Annotated in this window: 18 protein-coding genes; 7 read left to right on the plus strand and 11 right to left on the minus strand. The window is 60.1% G+C overall.

What is annotated here, in order from left to right:
- Positions 1-2: 2 nt before the first annotated feature.
- The 7 genes from N554_RS0134630 to N554_RS0134660 all read right to left on the minus strand — a co-directional run bounded on the left by N554_RS0134630 (position 3) and on the right by N554_RS0134660 (position 7,007).
- Positions 3-1,586, minus strand: a complete 1,584-nt coding sequence (locus tag N554_RS0134630) for a DUF3300 domain-containing protein (RefSeq protein WP_029587636.1) — start codon at positions 1,584-1,586, stop codon at positions 3-5.
- Positions 1,587-1,704: 118 nt separating this feature from the next.
- The gene (locus tag N554_RS0134635; RefSeq protein WP_245283815.1) at positions 1,705-3,042 is read right to left on the minus strand and encodes a TAXI family TRAP transporter solute-binding subunit; all 1,338 of its coding nucleotides are present in this window, start codon (positions 3,040-3,042) and stop codon (positions 1,705-1,707) included.
- A gap of 414 nt (positions 3,043-3,456) precedes the next feature.
- Positions 3,457-3,753 carry a hypothetical protein gene (locus tag N554_RS0134640; protein WP_029587638.1) on the minus strand — a complete coding sequence of 99 codons (297 nt, stop codon included), beginning with the start codon at positions 3,751-3,753 and terminating at the stop codon, positions 3,457-3,459.
- Entirely contained in the window at positions 3,750-4,541 is a 792-nt protein-coding gene (locus tag N554_RS0134645) for a DUF2092 domain-containing protein (protein WP_029587639.1), read from the minus strand. Before N554_RS0134645 ends, N554_RS0134640 begins: the two co-directional genes overlap by 4 nt.
- Before the next feature lie 184 nt (positions 4,542-4,725).
- Entirely contained in the window at positions 4,726-5,958 is a 1,233-nt protein-coding gene (locus N554_RS0134650; RefSeq protein WP_029587640.1) for an HlyD family secretion protein, read from the minus strand.
- Entirely contained in the window at positions 5,951-6,403 is a 453-nt protein-coding gene (locus tag N554_RS0134655; RefSeq protein WP_029587641.1) for a hypothetical protein, read from the minus strand. The genes N554_RS0134650 and N554_RS0134655 overlap by 8 nt, the downstream gene beginning before the upstream one ends.
- A 193-nt stretch (positions 6,404-6,596) precedes the next feature.
- Positions 6,597-7,007, minus strand: a complete 411-nt coding sequence (locus N554_RS0134660) for a hypothetical protein (protein WP_245283816.1) — start codon at positions 7,005-7,007, stop codon at positions 6,597-6,599.
- A 163-nt stretch (positions 7,008-7,170) separates the two neighbouring features.
- On the opposite strand from N554_RS0134660, the gene N554_RS0134665 reads away from it, so the two are divergent.
- Together N554_RS0134665 and ppk2 are read left to right on the plus strand one after the other, a co-directional pair.
- Positions 7,171-7,626: a hypothetical protein gene (locus N554_RS0134665; RefSeq protein ID WP_029587643.1), complete on the plus strand. Its 456-nt coding sequence runs from the start codon at positions 7,171-7,173 to the stop codon at positions 7,624-7,626.
- 76 nt (positions 7,627-7,702) lie between these two features.
- Positions 7,703-8,476, plus strand: coding sequence for a polyphosphate kinase 2 (gene ppk2, locus N554_RS0134670; protein WP_371259554.1), 774 nt, complete (start codon positions 7,703-7,705; stop codon positions 8,474-8,476).
- Between the two features lie 53 nt (positions 8,477-8,529).
- On the opposite strand, the gene N554_RS0134675 is transcribed toward ppk2, so the two are convergent.
- Positions 8,530-8,973: a hypothetical protein gene (locus N554_RS0134675; RefSeq protein ID WP_029587645.1), complete on the minus strand. Its 444-nt coding sequence runs from the start codon at positions 8,971-8,973 to the stop codon at positions 8,530-8,532.
- Between the two features lie 170 nt (positions 8,974-9,143).
- Between N554_RS0134675 and N554_RS0134680 the strand changes: the two genes are divergently transcribed.
- Positions 9,144-10,031 carry an alpha/beta hydrolase family protein gene (locus tag N554_RS0134680; RefSeq protein WP_029587646.1) on the plus strand — a complete coding sequence of 296 codons (888 nt, stop codon included), beginning with the start codon at positions 9,144-9,146 and terminating at the stop codon, positions 10,029-10,031.
- A 76-nt stretch (positions 10,032-10,107) separates the two neighbouring features.
- The gene (locus tag N554_RS0134685) at positions 10,108-10,692 is read left to right on the plus strand and encodes an invasion associated locus B family protein (RefSeq protein ID WP_029587647.1); all 585 of its coding nucleotides are present in this window, start codon (positions 10,108-10,110) and stop codon (positions 10,690-10,692) included.
- A gap of 25 nt (positions 10,693-10,717) precedes the next feature.
- Here the strand turns inward: N554_RS0134685 and N554_RS0134690 are convergent, their stop codons facing one another.
- The 3 genes from N554_RS0134690 to N554_RS41440 form a co-directional block, all read right to left on the minus strand.
- Positions 10,718-11,092: a response regulator transcription factor gene (locus tag N554_RS0134690; RefSeq protein ID WP_029587648.1), complete on the minus strand. Its 375-nt coding sequence runs from the start codon at positions 11,090-11,092 to the stop codon at positions 10,718-10,720.
- Between the two features lie 118 nt (positions 11,093-11,210).
- The gene (locus tag N554_RS41435; protein WP_029587649.1) at positions 11,211-11,849 is read right to left on the minus strand and encodes a response regulator transcription factor; all 639 of its coding nucleotides are present in this window, start codon (positions 11,847-11,849) and stop codon (positions 11,211-11,213) included.
- A 9-nt stretch (positions 11,850-11,858) separates the two neighbouring features.
- A complete protein-coding gene (locus tag N554_RS41440; protein ID WP_029587650.1) occupies positions 11,859-13,700 on the minus strand; it encodes a sensor histidine kinase in 1,842 nt (613 codons plus the stop codon).
- Between the two features lie 311 nt (positions 13,701-14,011).
- Here N554_RS41440 and N554_RS0134705 point away from each other — a divergent pair, with 311 nt between their 5' ends.
- The 3 genes from N554_RS0134705 to N554_RS0134720 all read left to right on the plus strand — a co-directional run bounded on the left by N554_RS0134705 (position 14,012) and on the right by N554_RS0134720 (position 16,347).
- A complete protein-coding gene (locus tag N554_RS0134705; protein ID WP_029587651.1) occupies positions 14,012-14,683 on the plus strand; it encodes a helix-turn-helix domain-containing protein in 672 nt (223 codons plus the stop codon).
- Between the two features lie 362 nt (positions 14,684-15,045).
- Positions 15,046-15,693 (plus strand): CoA transferase subunit A, encoded by a 648-nt coding sequence (locus N554_RS0134715; RefSeq protein WP_029587652.1) that lies wholly within the window; start codon positions 15,046-15,048, stop codon positions 15,691-15,693.
- Positions 15,694-15,696: 3 nt separating this feature from the next.
- Complete coding sequence (locus N554_RS0134720; protein ID WP_029587653.1) at positions 15,697-16,347, plus strand: 3-oxoacid CoA-transferase subunit B; 651 nt, start codon at positions 15,697-15,699, stop codon at positions 16,345-16,347.
- The last annotated feature ends 216 nt before the right edge of the window (positions 16,348-16,563 follow it).

The raw sequence follows: 16,563 nt of genomic DNA on the forward strand, positions 1-16,563 counted from the left end.
GGTCACATCCTCGCGCGTATCGGGATTTGCGCGCCGGCGGCGAGCCAATCCTTGTAGGTGAGGAACCTGATTCCAAGCCTGTGATAGTTGACCCTGAGATAGCCATCGTCGCCGTGCGTCACGACGCCGGGCATCAGGGCCTGCACTTCCTGTGCGATGACGCCGACATATGCCTTGTCGCTGCCGAGATAGCTGAAGCGGTAATAGCCGAGGCCGTTGTCCAGATGCCCGAGCAGGACGACGTCGTGTTTCAGCGCGATATCGGAGCGTCGGCCGCCACTCCCGCCGCGGCCGCCACCACCCCCGGCAAACGCAGCGCCACCCCCACGGGGACCACCCCCGGCGAAGCTTGCGCGCGAAACGCCTGCACTGGCAAAACTTTGTCGACCACGTGCGGAATGAAGATTGGCCGCCCTCCCCGCCGACATGTTCCTGATGGCGGTATCGCGCCCGCCCTTGTTGCCCGCGCCGGCGGCGCGGCTGCGATCGCCCGTCTTGGCCCGATCACCGCCCTTGGCGCGATCACCCCCCTTGGCGCGATCACCTGCCTTGGCGCGATCACCACCCCCGCGGTCGCCAGCCTTGGTGCGATCGCCCTTAGCGGCGCGATCCGCTCCTCCGCGATCTCCGGCACGATCACCCGCACCTGTCCGGCCCTTTCCAGGGTTGAGCACTTGATCGCCAGAGCGGCCGCGGAAATTTATGCGGTCTCCGGCGCCCGCCCGCAGGTTGTTGTTGCCGAATTTCTGCTGGACGCCGGCGTTGTTGTAGCGGACGCCCTGGCGGTGAGCCGGATTGTGCTGCCAGTTGTTGCCGATATTGTTGATGTTGGTGCGGTTGATGAAGAAGTTCTTATTGCCCCAATTGCAGCCGCCGCCCCAGTAATTGCCCCAGCGGCCCAGCGCATAACCTGCGCCGAACGCAAGCCCGGTGGCGATGAGGCCGGCACCGATATAAGGCGGCGCTGCAAAATAGTAGGGCGGATAGTCGGGATAGGGCCATTCGCCATACACCACAGCCGGCTCGTAGTAAGGCACGTAGACCGTGTTGGGATCGGTCGGCTCGATCAAGATGACCTGCTTGTTCTCCTGCTGCTGAACGGTGACCTTCTGCTCCTTGGTCGAAATCAGCTTGTTGTTGTCATGGGCCGTTGCACGCAAGCGCTGGATCGCGTCCATCACGTCCGGCTGCTGGGCGAGAACCGCGTCGCCGAGATCCTTGGTCCAGTCGAGTTTGTCGCTCATCATGGAGAGCACCGAAGGCGTGCTGGCCAACGCCTTGACGCTGTCGTCCCAGCCTTGCTTGTCGACCTCGGTCTTGAGCGCGTCGTCCTTCAGCTTCTTGTGCTCGTCCAGCCAGCGGTCGGCCTGCACCACTTCCAGCGGGTAGGTCGACGCGGCCAAGAAGTTGGCCAGCAAGGCGTCGGGATATAGAGCGATCGGCGCGACCAGCGCATCGAGTTGCTCGGGCTTTAGCAAGGTCTGTTCGGTCGGCGGCGGTTTGCCGTCGGTCGTCTGGGCCGCCGCAACGCCCGGAGTTGCGATCATGACGGCTAACGCCAGCAGAAGTTTCCCGCAACGCAACATGTCTCCCTCCATCGCCGAATGGGTGAAGGAACGGCCGAAGCGGCGCCGCAGCTTTGATCAGGATCAAGGGTCCGGTTTTCGAGCCGAACCGCACCAGCCACCGAAAGCGGCTCGCTGCTCAAGCCCTGCTCTTGCCGTCCGGCTGCATGGCGAGCAACGTCCTGCGATCATGGATGAGGCTCTGCAGGCGGTGCGCGGCCACATTCAGGGTCGCGACATCGAGCGCGCCTTCGTCTCCTGCCGCCGCTTTGCCGCGCTGCGCCTGAAGGACCCTGTCGATCTCACGCTCGATCTCGGAAAGATCCGACTCCGCCTCCGTCGTTCGTATGCGGCGTCCGAGCGTATAGAGCGAATCCAGCGCCGGTTCACCTGTCCGGGGTTCGCCAGCCCGAAGGAATTTCCAGGCCGCCGCCAGCACCGAGACGAGGGCGCCAAATATCATCGGTGTCAGAAAGATCGCGTTTCCCCATTTGTCCAGGAAGCTTTGCTGGGTGCCGTTGTAAAAGGCTGCGGCTCCCGGATGTACCGGAAGATACGCATCGGGATCGGTACTGGGGGCCGCGACCTGTGCGAGGATCGGCAACTCGCCAAGAAGATCCCGGCGCACGCTCATGAGCGTCTTGGTAAATTCGGCGATCAAATCGGCGTCGAGTTCTTTCTTCGCGACCAGATAGAACGTCACCCTGAGCGTCGTCAGGTCGTCATTTGGGAGCGGCGGGGAGCCGCGCAACGTGCCTTTCGGCACATCGAAGCTTTCGTAGGCGCGCTCTTTCTCCGCGATGGCAGCGGCGGATTCGATCGGAATCAGCACCGGACCGGCCTTCGAGTTCTGGTGAAACAGACCGCGCACCAGCGAAAGATATTTCTCGGTCAAGGGAAGGACGACCAGAATCGCTCGCACTTCCTTGGACTCGAGCGCCCGTCGTGCTTCCGGCGGAGCCAGATCCTTGAACTTGGTATTGGCGCGGCTCAGATTGTATTCATCCGTCAGCACGCTCACGATCTTTCGATTGGTCTCGCCCGCGACAACACCCACGGTGGCGCGTTTCAGATCCGCCACGTCGGCGATGGGGGATCCCGGCGGCGCGATCAAAAGTGCCACCGCGTGGGCCACGACGATGACCGCCTGCGCTTGCGACAGGTCGCCCACATCGCCTCGCACCACCGCAAGGTCGGTCTTGCCCGACGAAAACGCATTCGCGGCCTCAAGTGGGCTCGATGTCTCGATCATATTCAGCCGCACGCCTGCATTCGTCGCCACAAGCCGACTCGCAATGGCTGACACGATCCGCCCCGCTTCGCCGTCCAGCGAACCGACAGCGATGGTCAATGTCGTGGGGCGATAGTACCAGCGATAGGCAAAAAGACCCGCCCCTGTGACCAGAACGACGACACCGGCGACAAGGACAACCCGCAGCCATCTCGGCATTCTGGTCGGCATTCCGATCGAATCCATTCGGCTCTCACGGGGGCGGTGACATTTGGGAGCTTGAAAGGCTGACCTCGAGCTCCGCCCTAAACACGTTGCTGTAAAGATTCACTTTCCATTGCCGCCCGCTGGAAGATAGCGGATGGCCGCCTGCACCTGGGGCGCGACATAGCACGTGTATTCAATTGCTGCCCTGATGCTGCCCTGGCGGCGTCCAATCCCTCGATGCCGTCAAGACGTTCGACCACGAACAATTCTGAACGGTCTACGTGATCGTGAGCACGCACGGCGTTCGAAGCGCCGGTCGGCAAACGGACCGTACGACCCGGTCACATCAGCCACGAAGCATGCATCCTGATCGCCGTGAATGACCTCCGGCGCTGCATGACAACCAGGGTTCGCTTCGACATGAGGCGGACCTCTCGGAGGCCTGCGGCTTCGTCAGCACCTCGTGTAGATCTGGCCGTAGGCATCCACAACCTGCCTGCAGCCCGGCGTCACCGCGTAAGCGCCGGCCGCCGCCGCGGTAGCGGCCCCGCCGTAGACGACGGCGCGGCGCGTCGTTCTGCGGGCGACGCCCGCATAGCTCATCGGCGTCAGCGGGCGCCCGATACGCGCTTCGGCGGATGATACGATCCCCTCGTTCAAGGTAGCCCTGCCGCTCCAGATCAGACCGGCCGCGAATGCCATCATGGCAGCCAGCGACAAAGCGATCGATGTTCGCGATAGATGTTTCATTTCTTGGCTCCTGCGGTTGTGCCGGGGGGAACTTCGTCGAATTCCATCAGGGCCAATGCGTTCAGATCCGCCTTTGTCGCGTCAGCCGGCGGCTTGAACACAAACGCATCTGCGTCTGCCGGAACATCGGATTTCCAGTCCTTGATCTTCAGTGTGTATTGCGGCGCGCCTGCCAGCGTCTTGCTCGTGATCACGTATTTTCGCGGGATCGGACGCGCACCGCTCTCGATCCAGATCTGCCAGTCCGTGTCGATGCCGCGAAACGCGAGGTGCTCGCATTCGACGCCGTCGATAACGCCTTGGCCGATATGCCTGGCATCGATCACATTCGCCGTCAGCTCGTCGAACGAGTTGGTCAGAAGCAGATCGGTCCCCGGCATCGCGCCGCCGGACGTCGATTGAAGGCGGTCGATGAGTTGATCGACTGATCCGGCCAGGTCCGTCTGCACATAGGTCTTGGCGTTGTTGCCGTAGAGGGAAAGCGTCTTGCCGTCGAAGACCATCTCCACGTCCGTGTAGCCGCCGGTGCGTTTGATCCGCAGCTTGTCGGGCCTATTGAGCCTCATCTGTCCGGAACTGGTAAACTGAAGCTTTTGAAGCTCGGGCGTGATCACCTCGATGTCGCTGTCGAACGTTGCCGATATCGACTTCTGACCGGCGGTATAGTCGGTCATCGCCTTGAGAACTTTGGCGGCGTCCTGGGCCGGGGCGGGTGTGGCGAGGGCGGCGATGCAGGCTGCGGCCACCGAAATTCCGGTCAGACTTCGAAACGCTGTTCTTGATCTCATGGCAATCCTCCGTTGACTGGCGGTATTCTCTGGCCCCCAAAGGCTCATGGATTGACATGGATCAAGCCCGCCAGCGCACCTGATTGGCAGGCACATGCATCGGCGAAGAGCTTTCTGCAGAGCCCCTCTGATGGAAGCAGCGGGCCCGTTTTTGGACACGCGCATCGCGGCTTTGGCAGCACTGCTAATGGCCGCTCATCACCAGCGTCTTGATCGGCAGCAACAGAGCCTGGATCCGCAGCAGCATGGCGTGCACGAGCCCGACTGCATCGATGGCGTGTAGCCCAAAACGCTGCGCCGCGCCGAACTTGCCCGAAGCAATCAGCTCGTGGTTGCTGGTATAGGCGTTGACCAAGCAACTGCTTCCTGCCGTTACCCCCTCAAGACCGCCCTTGTAGAGTGGTTCGAGGAACACGAGGATCGTGCCCGGCCTTACCGCACTCTGCGCCTCAAGGAGTTGCTCTCCGCCGCGGAACTGACCGGCCGCGATATAGTCCTGAACGTTGGTCACGACCATCGGGATGATGGTCCATGGCTTGGAGATGCACGCGGCCTCAGCCACCATGCCCGGCTTCAGGACCTGAGCTTCGATCTGTCCGAAGCCGGCCTGCAGCCCACGCTGCCCTGCTCCCTCGGGTATCAGGATTCCGGCGGACCGTATCATCGGATTGACGACGTCACCGACGCGGAGAAGGAACTGCTCGACGCGCCCGGCAACTCCGGCACGGACGAAAGTCTTGTCATAATCGACTTGCGCCTGCTCCAGCGCCGCTTGCGCGCTCGCCTTCTCGGCCGGCAGAAGTGTGGAAATTCGCAATACACTGGATTGTTTTGCAGCATTTGCGGCATCGAGGGCGCCTTGCCGCCCGTCCACAAGGACCTGCAGCTTTTCGATGTCCCGCTGAGCGACGATCCCCGGGTTGCGCCGTTGCAGCTCGCTCTTCACCTGCAGCTCATCCAAGGCCTGCTGATGCGCGCTTTTCGCTTCCTGTATCTGGCCTTCTGCCTTGAGCACGTCCGTTTCCGCAGCGATCAGCGCTGCATCAATTTCGGCGATCTTCCGCCGGGCCGTCTCCAGCGCCGCCTCTTGCCTGGAGCTGTCCAGCCTGAAAATGACCTCGTCCTTGGCGACTGGCGCGCTGAAGTCGAGACGTACTTCCGCGACTCGCCCGGAGGCTTCGGGTAGAATCGGGACCGTCCTGAAGAACAGGGTCGCCGTGTTGCTAGAGGGATGGAAATAGAAAATCAGGGTGATCAGCGAAACCGTGAGCATCAGGCAGGAGACGATGCCCCACCTCAGTTCGAACCAGACCGAAAAGAAGGTGATTTCCTTGCCCAGCCGTTTGCCCTGCGCATAGCGGCGGTACAGATAATCCGGCAGAATCGTGAGCATGGAGCAGAGCAACAGTTCAAGCATGGCCGCGCACCTTGGGTTTCGACGCACGCAGCTCCGCCTTTTCCACGGCAGCGGGCGCGCCATCCGCGTCATCACGGTCTTCGACACCGGCAACAGCCGGCGACCCATCCGCGATCTTCTCGACCGAGCCCGCTATGCTGCGCAATGGCGTGCTAAAGTCGGGAAGATCGATGAGCGCAAGCAATAGTCCCGCGATCCAGAACAGGTGTATATGGGTGAAGAGTGCGAGAAGCCCGAGGACGGCGACGATCTCGAATTGCAGTTTCTGCGACTTGTGAGCCATTCGCTCCGGCAGCGTGTGCAGTTGCAGATAGAAGTTGCCAACGGCCAGGACAGCGACGATCAGGAAAACGCCCATCCCAACCATCAGAACATCCGTCTCACCGGGCGCCGTGATGAAGCCCGGCAGATGGTGGGGAGCCAGCGGATGAAGCTGATCGCTCACATGATCCTCCACGTCTCGAAACAACGCGAGCGCCGGACGATGCGGGGGTCTTGGCCGCGAGCCCGCTTAAACCCCGCAATACCTCTCATACTGATCGGCAGCAGCGTCGCGGACCCTTGATCTGAATCAATCCCTCTTTCTCACCCAGCCTTGGCTACTCTGGAACTCTTGGCTACTCTGGGACTAACGTTGGTCAGATCGGACAGCGGTAGTAGCTGATCTCCATTTCCTGCATGCCGGGAAACATCCGCGATATCTTGTCCGGCTCGAGCACCTTCAGGCTGAATTGGACGTTCGAAAGCATGATGTCGGTCGCACAGCCCGCGATGATGTTCACGGTCTGGCCGTCGTCTTTCCTGCTCTTGATCTTGCAGTTGGCAAACTTGCCCCTGAGGCGATCGGCCTCGACGATGAAGCCGCCTCCATGCTGCTCGGAAAGCGCGGTAAACCCGATCTGCTTCGCCGGTCCTTTCCTGACGAACACCTGGCCGCATTGATCCGCATTCGTGGCCCATGCCCCCGAGAGATCGACGGCATACGCCTCGAAAAGGGTCAAGCCGGCCAACGTCACGGCAGCCATTGCGAACTTGAACAACCGACCCATGCCAACTCTCCACTTGTCGCTTTCGGCCGAGTGCGGAAAGCCCGTGCGGGTGCGAGCAGAAAGAACAACGGGACCGGAAGGGCTTGATATGGATCAAAGGGCGATCTCGCAGCGAGACTAGCTGGCAATCCAGGCGAGACGAGTCATTCAGGAGGGACCAGCCATGCCCGAAAAAATCGACGATCTATTGCCCACGGCAAGGGACATCCAGAAGCAAACCGCTCTTCATGAAGCCGAAAAGGCCGATCAATATGCCCGCCGGCTGGCCGCTGCCGAGGCGGAAAAGCGCGCGTTGATCGAACGGCTAAGCAAACCTTCGGGCTTGACCGAAGATGAAAAGGTCAGGCTTGCCTCGACCGTGATCCAGCGGGCGGTGCGGAATGGCCTGACCGAGGTGCAGGTCTACCGCTTTCCCAATTCGCTGTGCACCGACAGAGGTCGGGCCATCAATCAGCAGGAGCCGGGGTGGGAGAAGACCCTCACGGGAATAGCTCAGGAGATCTTTCAGCTCTGGGCCGACTATCTGAAACCGCGCGGCTACCACATCCGATATCAGATCATTGATTTTCCAGGAGGCGTGCCGGGAGATATCGGCATTGTCATAGCCTGGGGCGATTGATCGCGGTTCCGATGCACCGGCATTATCAGGCTAAGGAGCGACCGCAATGGCCAGGAATGGACAGGCACCATCCAAAATGAAGCGAAAAGCTTATGAGAAGGAGCTGAGCAAGCTTCAGGTTCAACTGTGCGATCTCCAGGAATGGGTGAAGAAAGAGAAGCTCAGGGTCATCGTCCTGTTTGAAGGCAGGGATGCCGCGGGCAAGGGCGGCACGATCAAGGCGATCACCGAGAAGGTAAGTCCGCGCGTATTCAAGGTCGTCGCGCTACCCGCTCCTTCGGACCGCGAGAAGACGCAGATGTTCATGCAGCGCTACATGCAGCATTTCCCCGCCGGCGGAGAAATCGTCATCTTCGACCGCAGCTGGTACAATCGCGCCGGCGTCGAATATGTGATGGGCTTCTGTGCGGCCGACGAACACACCCGTTTCCTGTCGCTTTGCCCGCAAATCGAAAAATATGTCGTGGACGGTGGCATCATTTTGATCAAGCTCTGGCTTGAGGTCGGTATGGACGAGCAGGAGCGAAGGTTCAGGGCCAGGATCGACGATCCGGTCCGGCAATGGAAACTGAGCCCGATGGATATCGAATCCTATCGGCGATGGTATGACTATTCGCGCGCGCGCGATCTGATGCTCAAGAGCACGAGCTCGAAACACGCGCCATGGCACATCGTCCGTTCCGACGACAAGCGACGCGCGCGGTTGAACTGCATCGCGCATCTCTTGAAATCAATCCCGTTCAAGCACCTGTCGCCCGACGAGGTCAGGCTGCCAAAACGATCCAGCAAGGGACGCTACGACGACCAGGCCTCGCTGCGCGCAATGACGTTTGTTGCCGAACGATACTAGAGGCCGCGCCTAAGCGCGGCCCGCCGCACTTCGCAGCATTCACTCCGCAGCATTCACTCCATGGCAATTTGGACCCCGCTCATCGCGGCCGATAGCTCCACGCCCATCTTGATACCGCTCAACTGCAGCACCACGCCGTTTGCACTGTTTTGCAGCTGCACGCCTCCTGCACCGCCGGCCAGCGCGCCGCCGGCACCCATAGCGGCATAATTGCCGGCAAGATCGGTGGCTTTCCGCAGGTTGAACGCTTTCCCGACGAACTGATTGGTCGAACCGCCGATCGTCGCGCCAAAGCTCATGCCGGAAACGCGGAAAGGATAGTTGCGACCCCGGAAGGTCAGCACTCCGCGGCCGCCACCAACGCCGATGATAAAGCCGCCCTTGGTGAACTCGACGCGGACCGTGCCGGTCTCTGCTCGCGACAAGGTAGGCAGAATCGCTGTCACGAGCAGCCCCAGCACCGCGATTCGAAGAACCCGTTTTCCATGCTTTCTCATGATGTTCCCCATTTGAGAGTCTTGCCGGGCACGCGCGAGCGGCCCGACGCTGTGTTCGCCGGTTAGCTTGCGCGCGCCGTTGATCCAGATCAACGTTCCGGGCTGCCGCCAGGAAAGCCTTTAGCTTCCCGGCTGCCGCAGCGACGGCGGCAAGACACTGGACGCACGCCATGCTTCTATATCTGCTGCGTGTTCTCGCCTTCTGCACGGTCACTATTCCGGGGTTGGCCGTCGCGGCCTTCGCTGACGACCGGCCCACAAATCGGGCCATCCAGGAGGAAGTGTGGGCGATCCCGGTCACGCTGCCGACAATTGCTTACGTGGTTCGGCCCGTTGGCGATGGTCCGTTTCCGCTGGTGGTCATGAACCATGGTGTTTCGCTCAACCAACGAGAGCGCGGCTTCTTTCCCATCGTCGAATTCAGGGACGCTGCAATGTGGTTCGCACGCAAGGGCTTCATGGTCGTTGCGCCGACGGGTTCGGGATACGGCGCCGCGGCCCTCGATGACCCGGAGCGCGGCCTGTACTCCTTGTTCTTTTCGAAGATCGGCAATTGCGACAATCCAAACTTCCGCGATGCCGGGCTTGCGGTGGCCCTGATCGATAAATGGATCATCGAATACATGACTGATCAAAAATTGATCGTGCCGGACAATGTCGTTGTGGTCGGCCAATCCGCTGGCGGCTGGGCCGCCCTCGCGTTGTCGAGCCAGAATGTGCCGGGGGTACGCGCAATCATTACGTTTGCGGCGGGCCGCGGTGGACGCGTCGGCGGCAAGCCCAACAACAATTGCGCGCCCGACAAACTGGTCGCGGCAACGGGTGAATTCGGACGCACCGCGCGTACCCCGATGCTGTGGATCTACATCGAGAACGATACGTTCTTCGGTCCGGACTTATCGAAGAGAATGCATCAGGCCTATACCGACACCGGCGGGAACGCCGAATATCACCTGCTTCCTCCCTTCGGCAACGACGGGCATTTCCTGATTGGGTCGCCAGACAGCATTCCGTTGTGGGCACCGTTGGTCGGGCCGTTTCTCGAGAAGCACAGGTGAGTCCACGCCGATAATGTGATGGAGACGGACGATGACAAAGCCGTGGCCCCGCCGGGTGCATCGCAGAGCAAGTTCATTGGCAGTTCTGTCAATTCTGGTGCTATCGAACTTCGGCCTTGGAACTGCTTACGGACAACAGACCGCAAAGCCGGAAGGGGCCGCGCCAACCGAAAGGCCTCCCGGCCAGGAGTTCGCGCTGCGCGGCCAACGCGCGGCAAGAGAGATCAAGTACTCCGACTGGCACAAGTATTGTTTCAAGGTCCCCCGAACGAACATGGTCTGCCGGACCACTATCGCCGGCACGTTCGAAACAGGCCAGTCCGCCGTCCGCATCGACCTGATTGAACGCGAGGGCGACAAGACCGCGCGGCTGCAACTGTTCCTTCCCGTCGGCCTGTACCTGCAGGCCGGCGTCAAAATCACGATCGATCAGGGCGCCGCCTATCGGATCCCCTACATCTGGTGCCTCACCAATACCTGCATCGCCGCTGATCTCGCCGATCCGAAACTGATCGGGGAAATGGAGACCGGCCAAAAGCTCCTGCTTGAGGTCGTCGATTCCAGCGTACTGACGGTGAGTACCTCACTGCCGCTCAATCAGTTCGCTACGGTTCGGCAAGGGATTCCGACGCAGACCTTTGAACAAGCCATCGACGAGTGATGCAAGGATCGAGACGACGACCGACCTATGCCAGCCCGGCCGACGCTTTCTCGATCGGCTCGATCAGCGACTTCGCCGAGAACGGCTTGGTGAGGTAGGCGATGCATCCGGATTCCAGCGCAGCCATGCGGGTGGCATCGCTGTCGTTCGCGGTGATGTAGATGACCGGCACGAAATTTCCAGCAGCCTTGAGACGATGCCTCAGCTCGATCCCGGACTCATCGTTCAGGTTGATGTCGAGAATGACGCAAATCGCTTGTTCGAAATCGTCGTGGTTTCGAAAAGCCTCCGCAGACGGAAACAGGACACTGTCGTAACCGTGTTCACGGAGCAGACGTTTCACTCCCTTGAGCGTCCCGGCATCATCATCTACGACAAAGACGGTGTTTCGATTTGGCAAGAACGATATCCCTAGTCTGCCGCATAACTTTCACATCCCACGTCTCCGTATGCCTCGCACAGCGCATTCGCTATTGTCCCATGGGACAATAGGAACGCAAAAGCTGTCGAGAGATCGCCTATGCCGTCGGTCCGTTACCCGACGTATCACCAAAAACGCCGACCCGCTCGGCAAGGGAAACAAGTTCCGCCAAGGATTGGACTTGCATTTTCTCCATCACCCTATGGCGATGCGCCTTGATTGTGCGCTCGGTCGTGCCCAACGCGTTGGCGACCTCTTTGTTGGTCTTGCCGCGAATGACAAGTTCGAAGACTTCCCGCTCGCGCGGCGTCAATGCCGCAATATGAGCGCGAACGATGTCAAGCTTGCCCTTCAGGCCACGTGCCGCTTCTTGATGCGCCATGGCCCGCTCAATTGCGTGAAGAAGCTCGTCCGATGATACGGGCTTGGTCAGAACATCCTCCGCGCCCGCCTTGATGGCTTGCACCGTGATCGGAACATCGGGATAGCCGGTGAGAAACACGATCGGCAGGGTCAAGCCGAGCTCGCTGAGGCGACCCTGCAGCTCGGGACCGCTCAATCCCGGTATCCGTACATCGAGAAGGATACAGCCTGGACCGTTTTCATCCGGCAAGCGATCAAGCAATTGCTGGGCCGACGCATAGGTCGCGACCTCATAGCCGGCTTTCTTCAAACGACGTTCGATCGCCGTTCGGAACGAAGCATCGTCGTCAACGACATGCACACGCCCCGGCAAGAGTCTCTCCTACGATAAGGCGAGTGGCAGAGACAGACGAAACACCGCGCCTCCACCAGTCTGGTTCTCTGCCCAGATACGTCCCTTGTGCGCCTGAACGATGGTACGTGCGATCGACAGGCCTATTCCCATACCTTGCTGCTTGGTCGTAAAAAACGGATCGAAAACCTCGTTCAGCTTTTCCGGCGGAATTCCGGGACCGGAATCCGAGATCGAAACGACTGCGGACGATTCTCCATTCTTTTCGGTTCGACCAATCACTGTCCGCCCGTACGGCATCGGGACCATCGCATCCATGCTGTTCAAGATCAAGTTCATGATGACTTGCTGCAGCTGAACCGGATCGCCCTTCACCCATAAAGATGAAGCAGATGGCTTCAAATACATAGCAACGTTTCGAGCCGAGGCCTGTACCGACAGGAAATCGAATACTTCGCGCAGAGTATCGTTGATGTCGATGTCCTTGGATTCATACGGCGCTCTCGTCAGAAAGCTGCGCATCCGATGAATGACTTCGCTGGCGCGCAGGTCATCTCGTCTTATATCGGCAAGTATTTCTTTGATCTCACTCAAGTCTGGAGACGGAGAATTCAATATCAGTTGCGCCGTCTCGGTATTGGTTAAAATTGTACCCAGAGGCTGATTGAGCTCATGCGCGATCGAAGAAGACAGTTCTCCGGCTGTCGCGTGGCGATTCACATGGGCCAGCTCCGTCATGCGATGCCGAGATTCAAGTTCGGCATCGTTCCGCTTGTGCCGCTCATGCAGCAGAACGGAGATCAACGCGGCCTGCATCAGCAGCGCCGCCGCGATGGCGATAGTTTGCCATCGATACCTCTCCCAAAGACTCGACTCGCGAAAATAAATTTCACTGCCGGGAGGCAGGTTGGACTCGCTGACACCCCACCGCTGCATCTGCAGCCAATTGAAGATCGGCTTCACGGCATCCGCAACCGCCGGCGGCATGCTGGACGCCGGCTCGCCATTCAGAACTCGAAGCGCCAGCCTGCCGACGTCTTCACCCATTCGATGGGGAAGGAGTACGAACCCTCCCGCGCCGCCCGGCGCAAGAAACGTCTCGGCCGCGACCACAATCGGCCGGTTTGCCTTTTCTGCAATGAGCGAGACAGCCGTAGCCGGCGGAAAGTAGGTGCCCTGCCCGTCGGAAAACATCGCCGAATAGATGATCGCGCTCTTATCAGGCAGGGCCGCAACCCCCTTCCGCACTTCAGCCATCGTTTGGCCGACGAAGTCGATCACGTCCAATCCGGCAGCCGCGACGGGAATTTCCTCCTTCCAGTTCTTGTAGATAGACAAGCCATCCCAGGCATCGCCGACGAATACAACGGTTTGAAGTCCGGGCACCATCGCACGTGCCGCTTTGATAGAGTCCGCCAGCGGCACTTTGACGATGTTGCCGGTCACGTTGTCGGGCAGGCGCAACCGTGCCAGATCGATCTCGTCCACCATCGCGAAGACGACCGGGACTCCCGGCCACAATTCAGAGCGCCAACGCAGTACCAGCTCGAGGGTCGCGGATCCGACCGATACGACAGTGCCTATCGGAATACCGTGATACTTATCCCCGAAGTACCGCTGCAGGTTTGCCTCATGGTTCCTTCCGTGGAAGCGGCTTAGATCGAGGCTTTCGGTGTAAAGCGTTATGTGCGATTGGCGGTCGGCGGTCACTGCCGAACGCAATCCTGAAAACACCTGATGGTAGAATGGCCCGCGCATATCGGATTGATCGAGCACCAATATCGATCTCGGGCGCGCTTCCTGCGCCGTCACTTGAATCGGCGTGAGTAGCGCAGCGACGCTAAAGAACAATGCACTGAGGTGCATGATCATTCGGCAGGACCGACGTTGGAGCTCAATCAACGTTAGCACCTGATCTTGCCCGTGAGAATAAGCACGCGGAGTCGCTCGCCGAGGCGTTCGGCCCAAGGATGCTGCACCGCCAAACCTGTCCGCTTGGGCAACGGCCTTCCGGTCATTGTCCCTTAGGACAATGCCCCTAAAGGCAATAGCGCCCCGTGCACATCCTGATTTAAGGCAATCCTGCCGGAGTGTGGCCACCGGGGATGACGGGGGATTTTGCGGCCTCCTTACATCCCAGGCCCTGATGATGCGAAAAAATTGTCTAAACGCGGAGGGGATCGATGTTTGTCAACGTCAACGGCCATCCCGGCAGCAGGCCGAAAGCTCTCGGAGAGCTGGGCGAGCTTTCCCGAGCACGGATAGTCCCGAGCGAATTCAGATACAACAAGGGCACGGAAATCTACGGAGAGGCAGAGCCGGCCGACTATATCTATCAGGTCGTTGACGGCGCGGCTCGGAGCTACAAGCTCCTCTCCGACGGACGCCGCCAGATCGGCGCCTTCCACTTGGTCGGCGACATCTTTGGCCTGGAAAATGGATTGGTCCATCGGTTTACCGCAGAAGCGATCGTCGACACGACCGTGCGACTGATGAAGCGCTGCAGCCTGGAGCATGTGGCGGAAAGCGACGTATTCGTCGCGCTCGACCTCCTGAATATGACGACCAGCAACCTTCAGCACGCCGAGGACCACATGCTGCTCCTGGGACGCAAGACATCTCTTGAGCGCGTTGCCGCCTTCCTGCTGGAGATGGACCGCCGCCTGACCGCCGCCGGCGTAATCGCCCTTCCGATGTGCCGTCGCGATATCGCCGACTATCTCGGCCTTACTCTCGAAACCGTATCCCGGGCGCTATCATATCTTCACGGCAAGGGCATCCTCGGCTTCCTCGGCCAGACCCAGCGGCAAATCGTGCTGCTGGACCGGGTACGGTTGGCCGAACTAGACCTTTAGGCCGAGGCTCCGATCGCCCCTTCATTCCCGGGCCGTCAGGCCGCCGGCGTAGAGAGCCGGAGATTGGAGATTCATTGAATGTCCAATGCCCGGTACTGTGATCGGCAGTTACGCTCGCGCTGCGGAAGATCGCGTTCGAAAGCGGCCGGCTGATGCAGGCCCAAATCCTTTTCTGAAGAGCGCCGATCTGCTTCCGCTTCCAGAGGCCGTCACCGCGGCGGTCGCTAGCATCGGTGCGGAACGCAGCAAAGGTCGATAAACAGCGACGCCGACCGCCAAGGGAGAAGCTTGATACAGATCAATGGTCCATCTTCCGAGCTTCAGCTTCAATGGTGAGAGTCCGACGATTATCGGAGCCTCCAATGAAACCCATCTCCGCGGAAGAAGCGATCGCGATGATCCCCAACGGCGCGACCGTTATGGTCGGCGGATTCATGGGAGTTGGGACCCCGGAACGCCTGCTGGACGAACTGGTCAGGCAGCGGAAATCCGAACTCTCCATCATCAGCAACGACGCCGCTGTCCCCGGCAAAGGTGTCGGAAAATTATTCGATGCCGCGCTCGTCTCGACGCTGACGACGAGCCACATCGGACTCAATCCGAACGTACAGAAGCAGATGATGGCTAACAAAGTCGCGGTCAACCTGGTGCCTCAGGGCACTTTCGTCGAGCGCATTCGGGCTGGCGGCTGCGGCCTGGGAGGTGTGCTGACGCCGACCGGCGTCGGGACCATCGTCGAGGAAGGCAAGCGAAAGATTGATGTCGACGGAAAGAGCTTCCTGCTCGAGACCGCGCTTCGCTCGGATTTCGCGCTGATCCATGCATTCCTGGCGGATTATCTCGGCAATCTTACCTACGCGCTGACGGCGCGCAACTTCAATCCGGTTATGGCGATGGCGGCCGACACCGTCATCGTCACCGCGGAGCACATTGTTCCAGTCGGCGTCATCGCGCCCGATCACGTCGTAACGCCTGCGCCGCTCGTCGATTATCTCATCGCCAACGGGTGAACCATGGATGCTCAATCGCTCATTGCGCGACGCGTGGCGCTCGAACTTCGCTCGGGCAACCTTGTCAATCTCGGCATCGGGATTCCGACCCTGGTCGCGAACTACATTCCGCCCGACCTCAAGGTATTCTTCCAGTCGGAAAACGGATTGATCGGTACCGGACCAATTCCGGAACAAGGCATGGCCCATCCGTTGCTCACGGACGCGGCCGGCCGGCCGATCACTGCGCTACCCGGCGCATGCACCTTCGACAGCGCGATGTCGTTCGGATTGATCCGCGGCGGACATGTGGACGTGACTGTTCTCGGCGGCCTTCAGGTCGACGCCGAAGGGCACCTGGCGAACTGGATGATCCCCGGCAAGATGGTGCCGGGGATGGGTGGCGCGATGGACCTGGTGAGCGGCGCAAAGCGCGTCATCGTCGCCATGCAGCACGCCGCGAAAGGGAAATCGAAGATCGTCCAGAAATGCGCCCTGCCGCTGACGTCTTCGCGGCCGGTCGATCTGGTCGTCACCGATATGGCCGTGATCGGTTTTTCCGGCGGAAGGATAACGCTGCAGGAGACCGCCCCGGGCGTCACCGTCGCCGAGGTTATGGCGGTGACGGAGGCGGACTTGTTCATTCCAGCCGAGGTTCCGCAAATGAATATCTGACCAGCGCGTGAGTGAACCGAGATGCGACCGCTGGAAACGCATGGTGGTGTGACCCGTGGGGATCAAAGATGAAGCATACTTGGTATGTTACCTTTGAAGTACCGAGGAGAGGCACGTTGGTCCGTAGGCGAAGCCCTCGATCAACCCGAACGTTTGAGACCGAAACGGAAGCCAAGAATTTCGCCCGAATGAAGCTCGACGACGGGCTAATCGTCA

Origin of the sequence: Bradyrhizobium sp. URHD0069 (assembly GCF_000701345.1) — a bacterium.
Classification (GTDB): domain Bacteria; phylum Pseudomonadota; class Alphaproteobacteria; order Rhizobiales; family Xanthobacteraceae; genus Bradyrhizobium.

Coding starts and splice junctions, on each gene's coding strand:
- N554_RS0134665 (WP_029587643.1), top strand. CDS start 7,171: ATGCCCGAAAAAATCGACGATCTATTGCCCACGGCAAGGGACATCCAG.
- N554_RS0134650 (WP_029587640.1), bottom strand. CDS start 5,958: ATGCTTGAACTGTTGCTCTGCTCCATGCTCACGATTCTGCCGGATTAT.
- N554_RS0134640 (WP_029587638.1), bottom strand. CDS start 3,753: ATGAAACATCTATCGCGAACATCGATCGCTTTGTCGCTGGCTGCCATG.
- N554_RS0134660 (WP_245283816.1), bottom strand. CDS start 7,007: ATGGGTCGGTTGTTCAAGTTCGCAATGGCTGCCGTGACGTTGGCCGGC.
- N554_RS0134645 (WP_029587639.1), bottom strand. CDS start 4,541: ATGAGATCAAGAACAGCGTTTCGAAGTCTGACCGGAATTTCGGTGGCC.
- N554_RS0134705 (WP_029587651.1), top strand. CDS start 14,012: ATGTTTGTCAACGTCAACGGCCATCCCGGCAGCAGGCCGAAAGCTCTC.
- N554_RS0134675 (WP_029587645.1), bottom strand. CDS start 8,973: ATGAGAAAGCATGGAAAACGGGTTCTTCGAATCGCGGTGCTGGGGCTG.
- N554_RS0134715 (WP_029587652.1), top strand. CDS start 15,046: ATGAAACCCATCTCCGCGGAAGAAGCGATCGCGATGATCCCCAACGGC.
- N554_RS0134720 (WP_029587653.1), top strand. CDS start 15,697: ATGGATGCTCAATCGCTCATTGCGCGACGCGTGGCGCTCGAACTTCGC.
- N554_RS41440 (WP_029587650.1), bottom strand. CDS start 13,700: ATGATCATGCACCTCAGTGCATTGTTCTTTAGCGTCGCTGCGCTACTC.
- N554_RS0134630 (WP_029587636.1), bottom strand. CDS start 1,586: ATGTTGCGTTGCGGGAAACTTCTGCTGGCGTTAGCCGTCATGATCGCA.
- N554_RS0134635 (WP_245283815.1), bottom strand. CDS start 3,042: ATGGATTCGATCGGAATGCCGACCAGAATGCCGAGATGGCTGCGGGTT.
- ppk2 (WP_371259554.1), top strand. CDS start 7,703: ATGAAGCGAAAAGCTTATGAGAAGGAGCTGAGCAAGCTTCAGGTTCAA.
- N554_RS0134680 (WP_029587646.1), top strand. CDS start 9,144: ATGCTTCTATATCTGCTGCGTGTTCTCGCCTTCTGCACGGTCACTATT.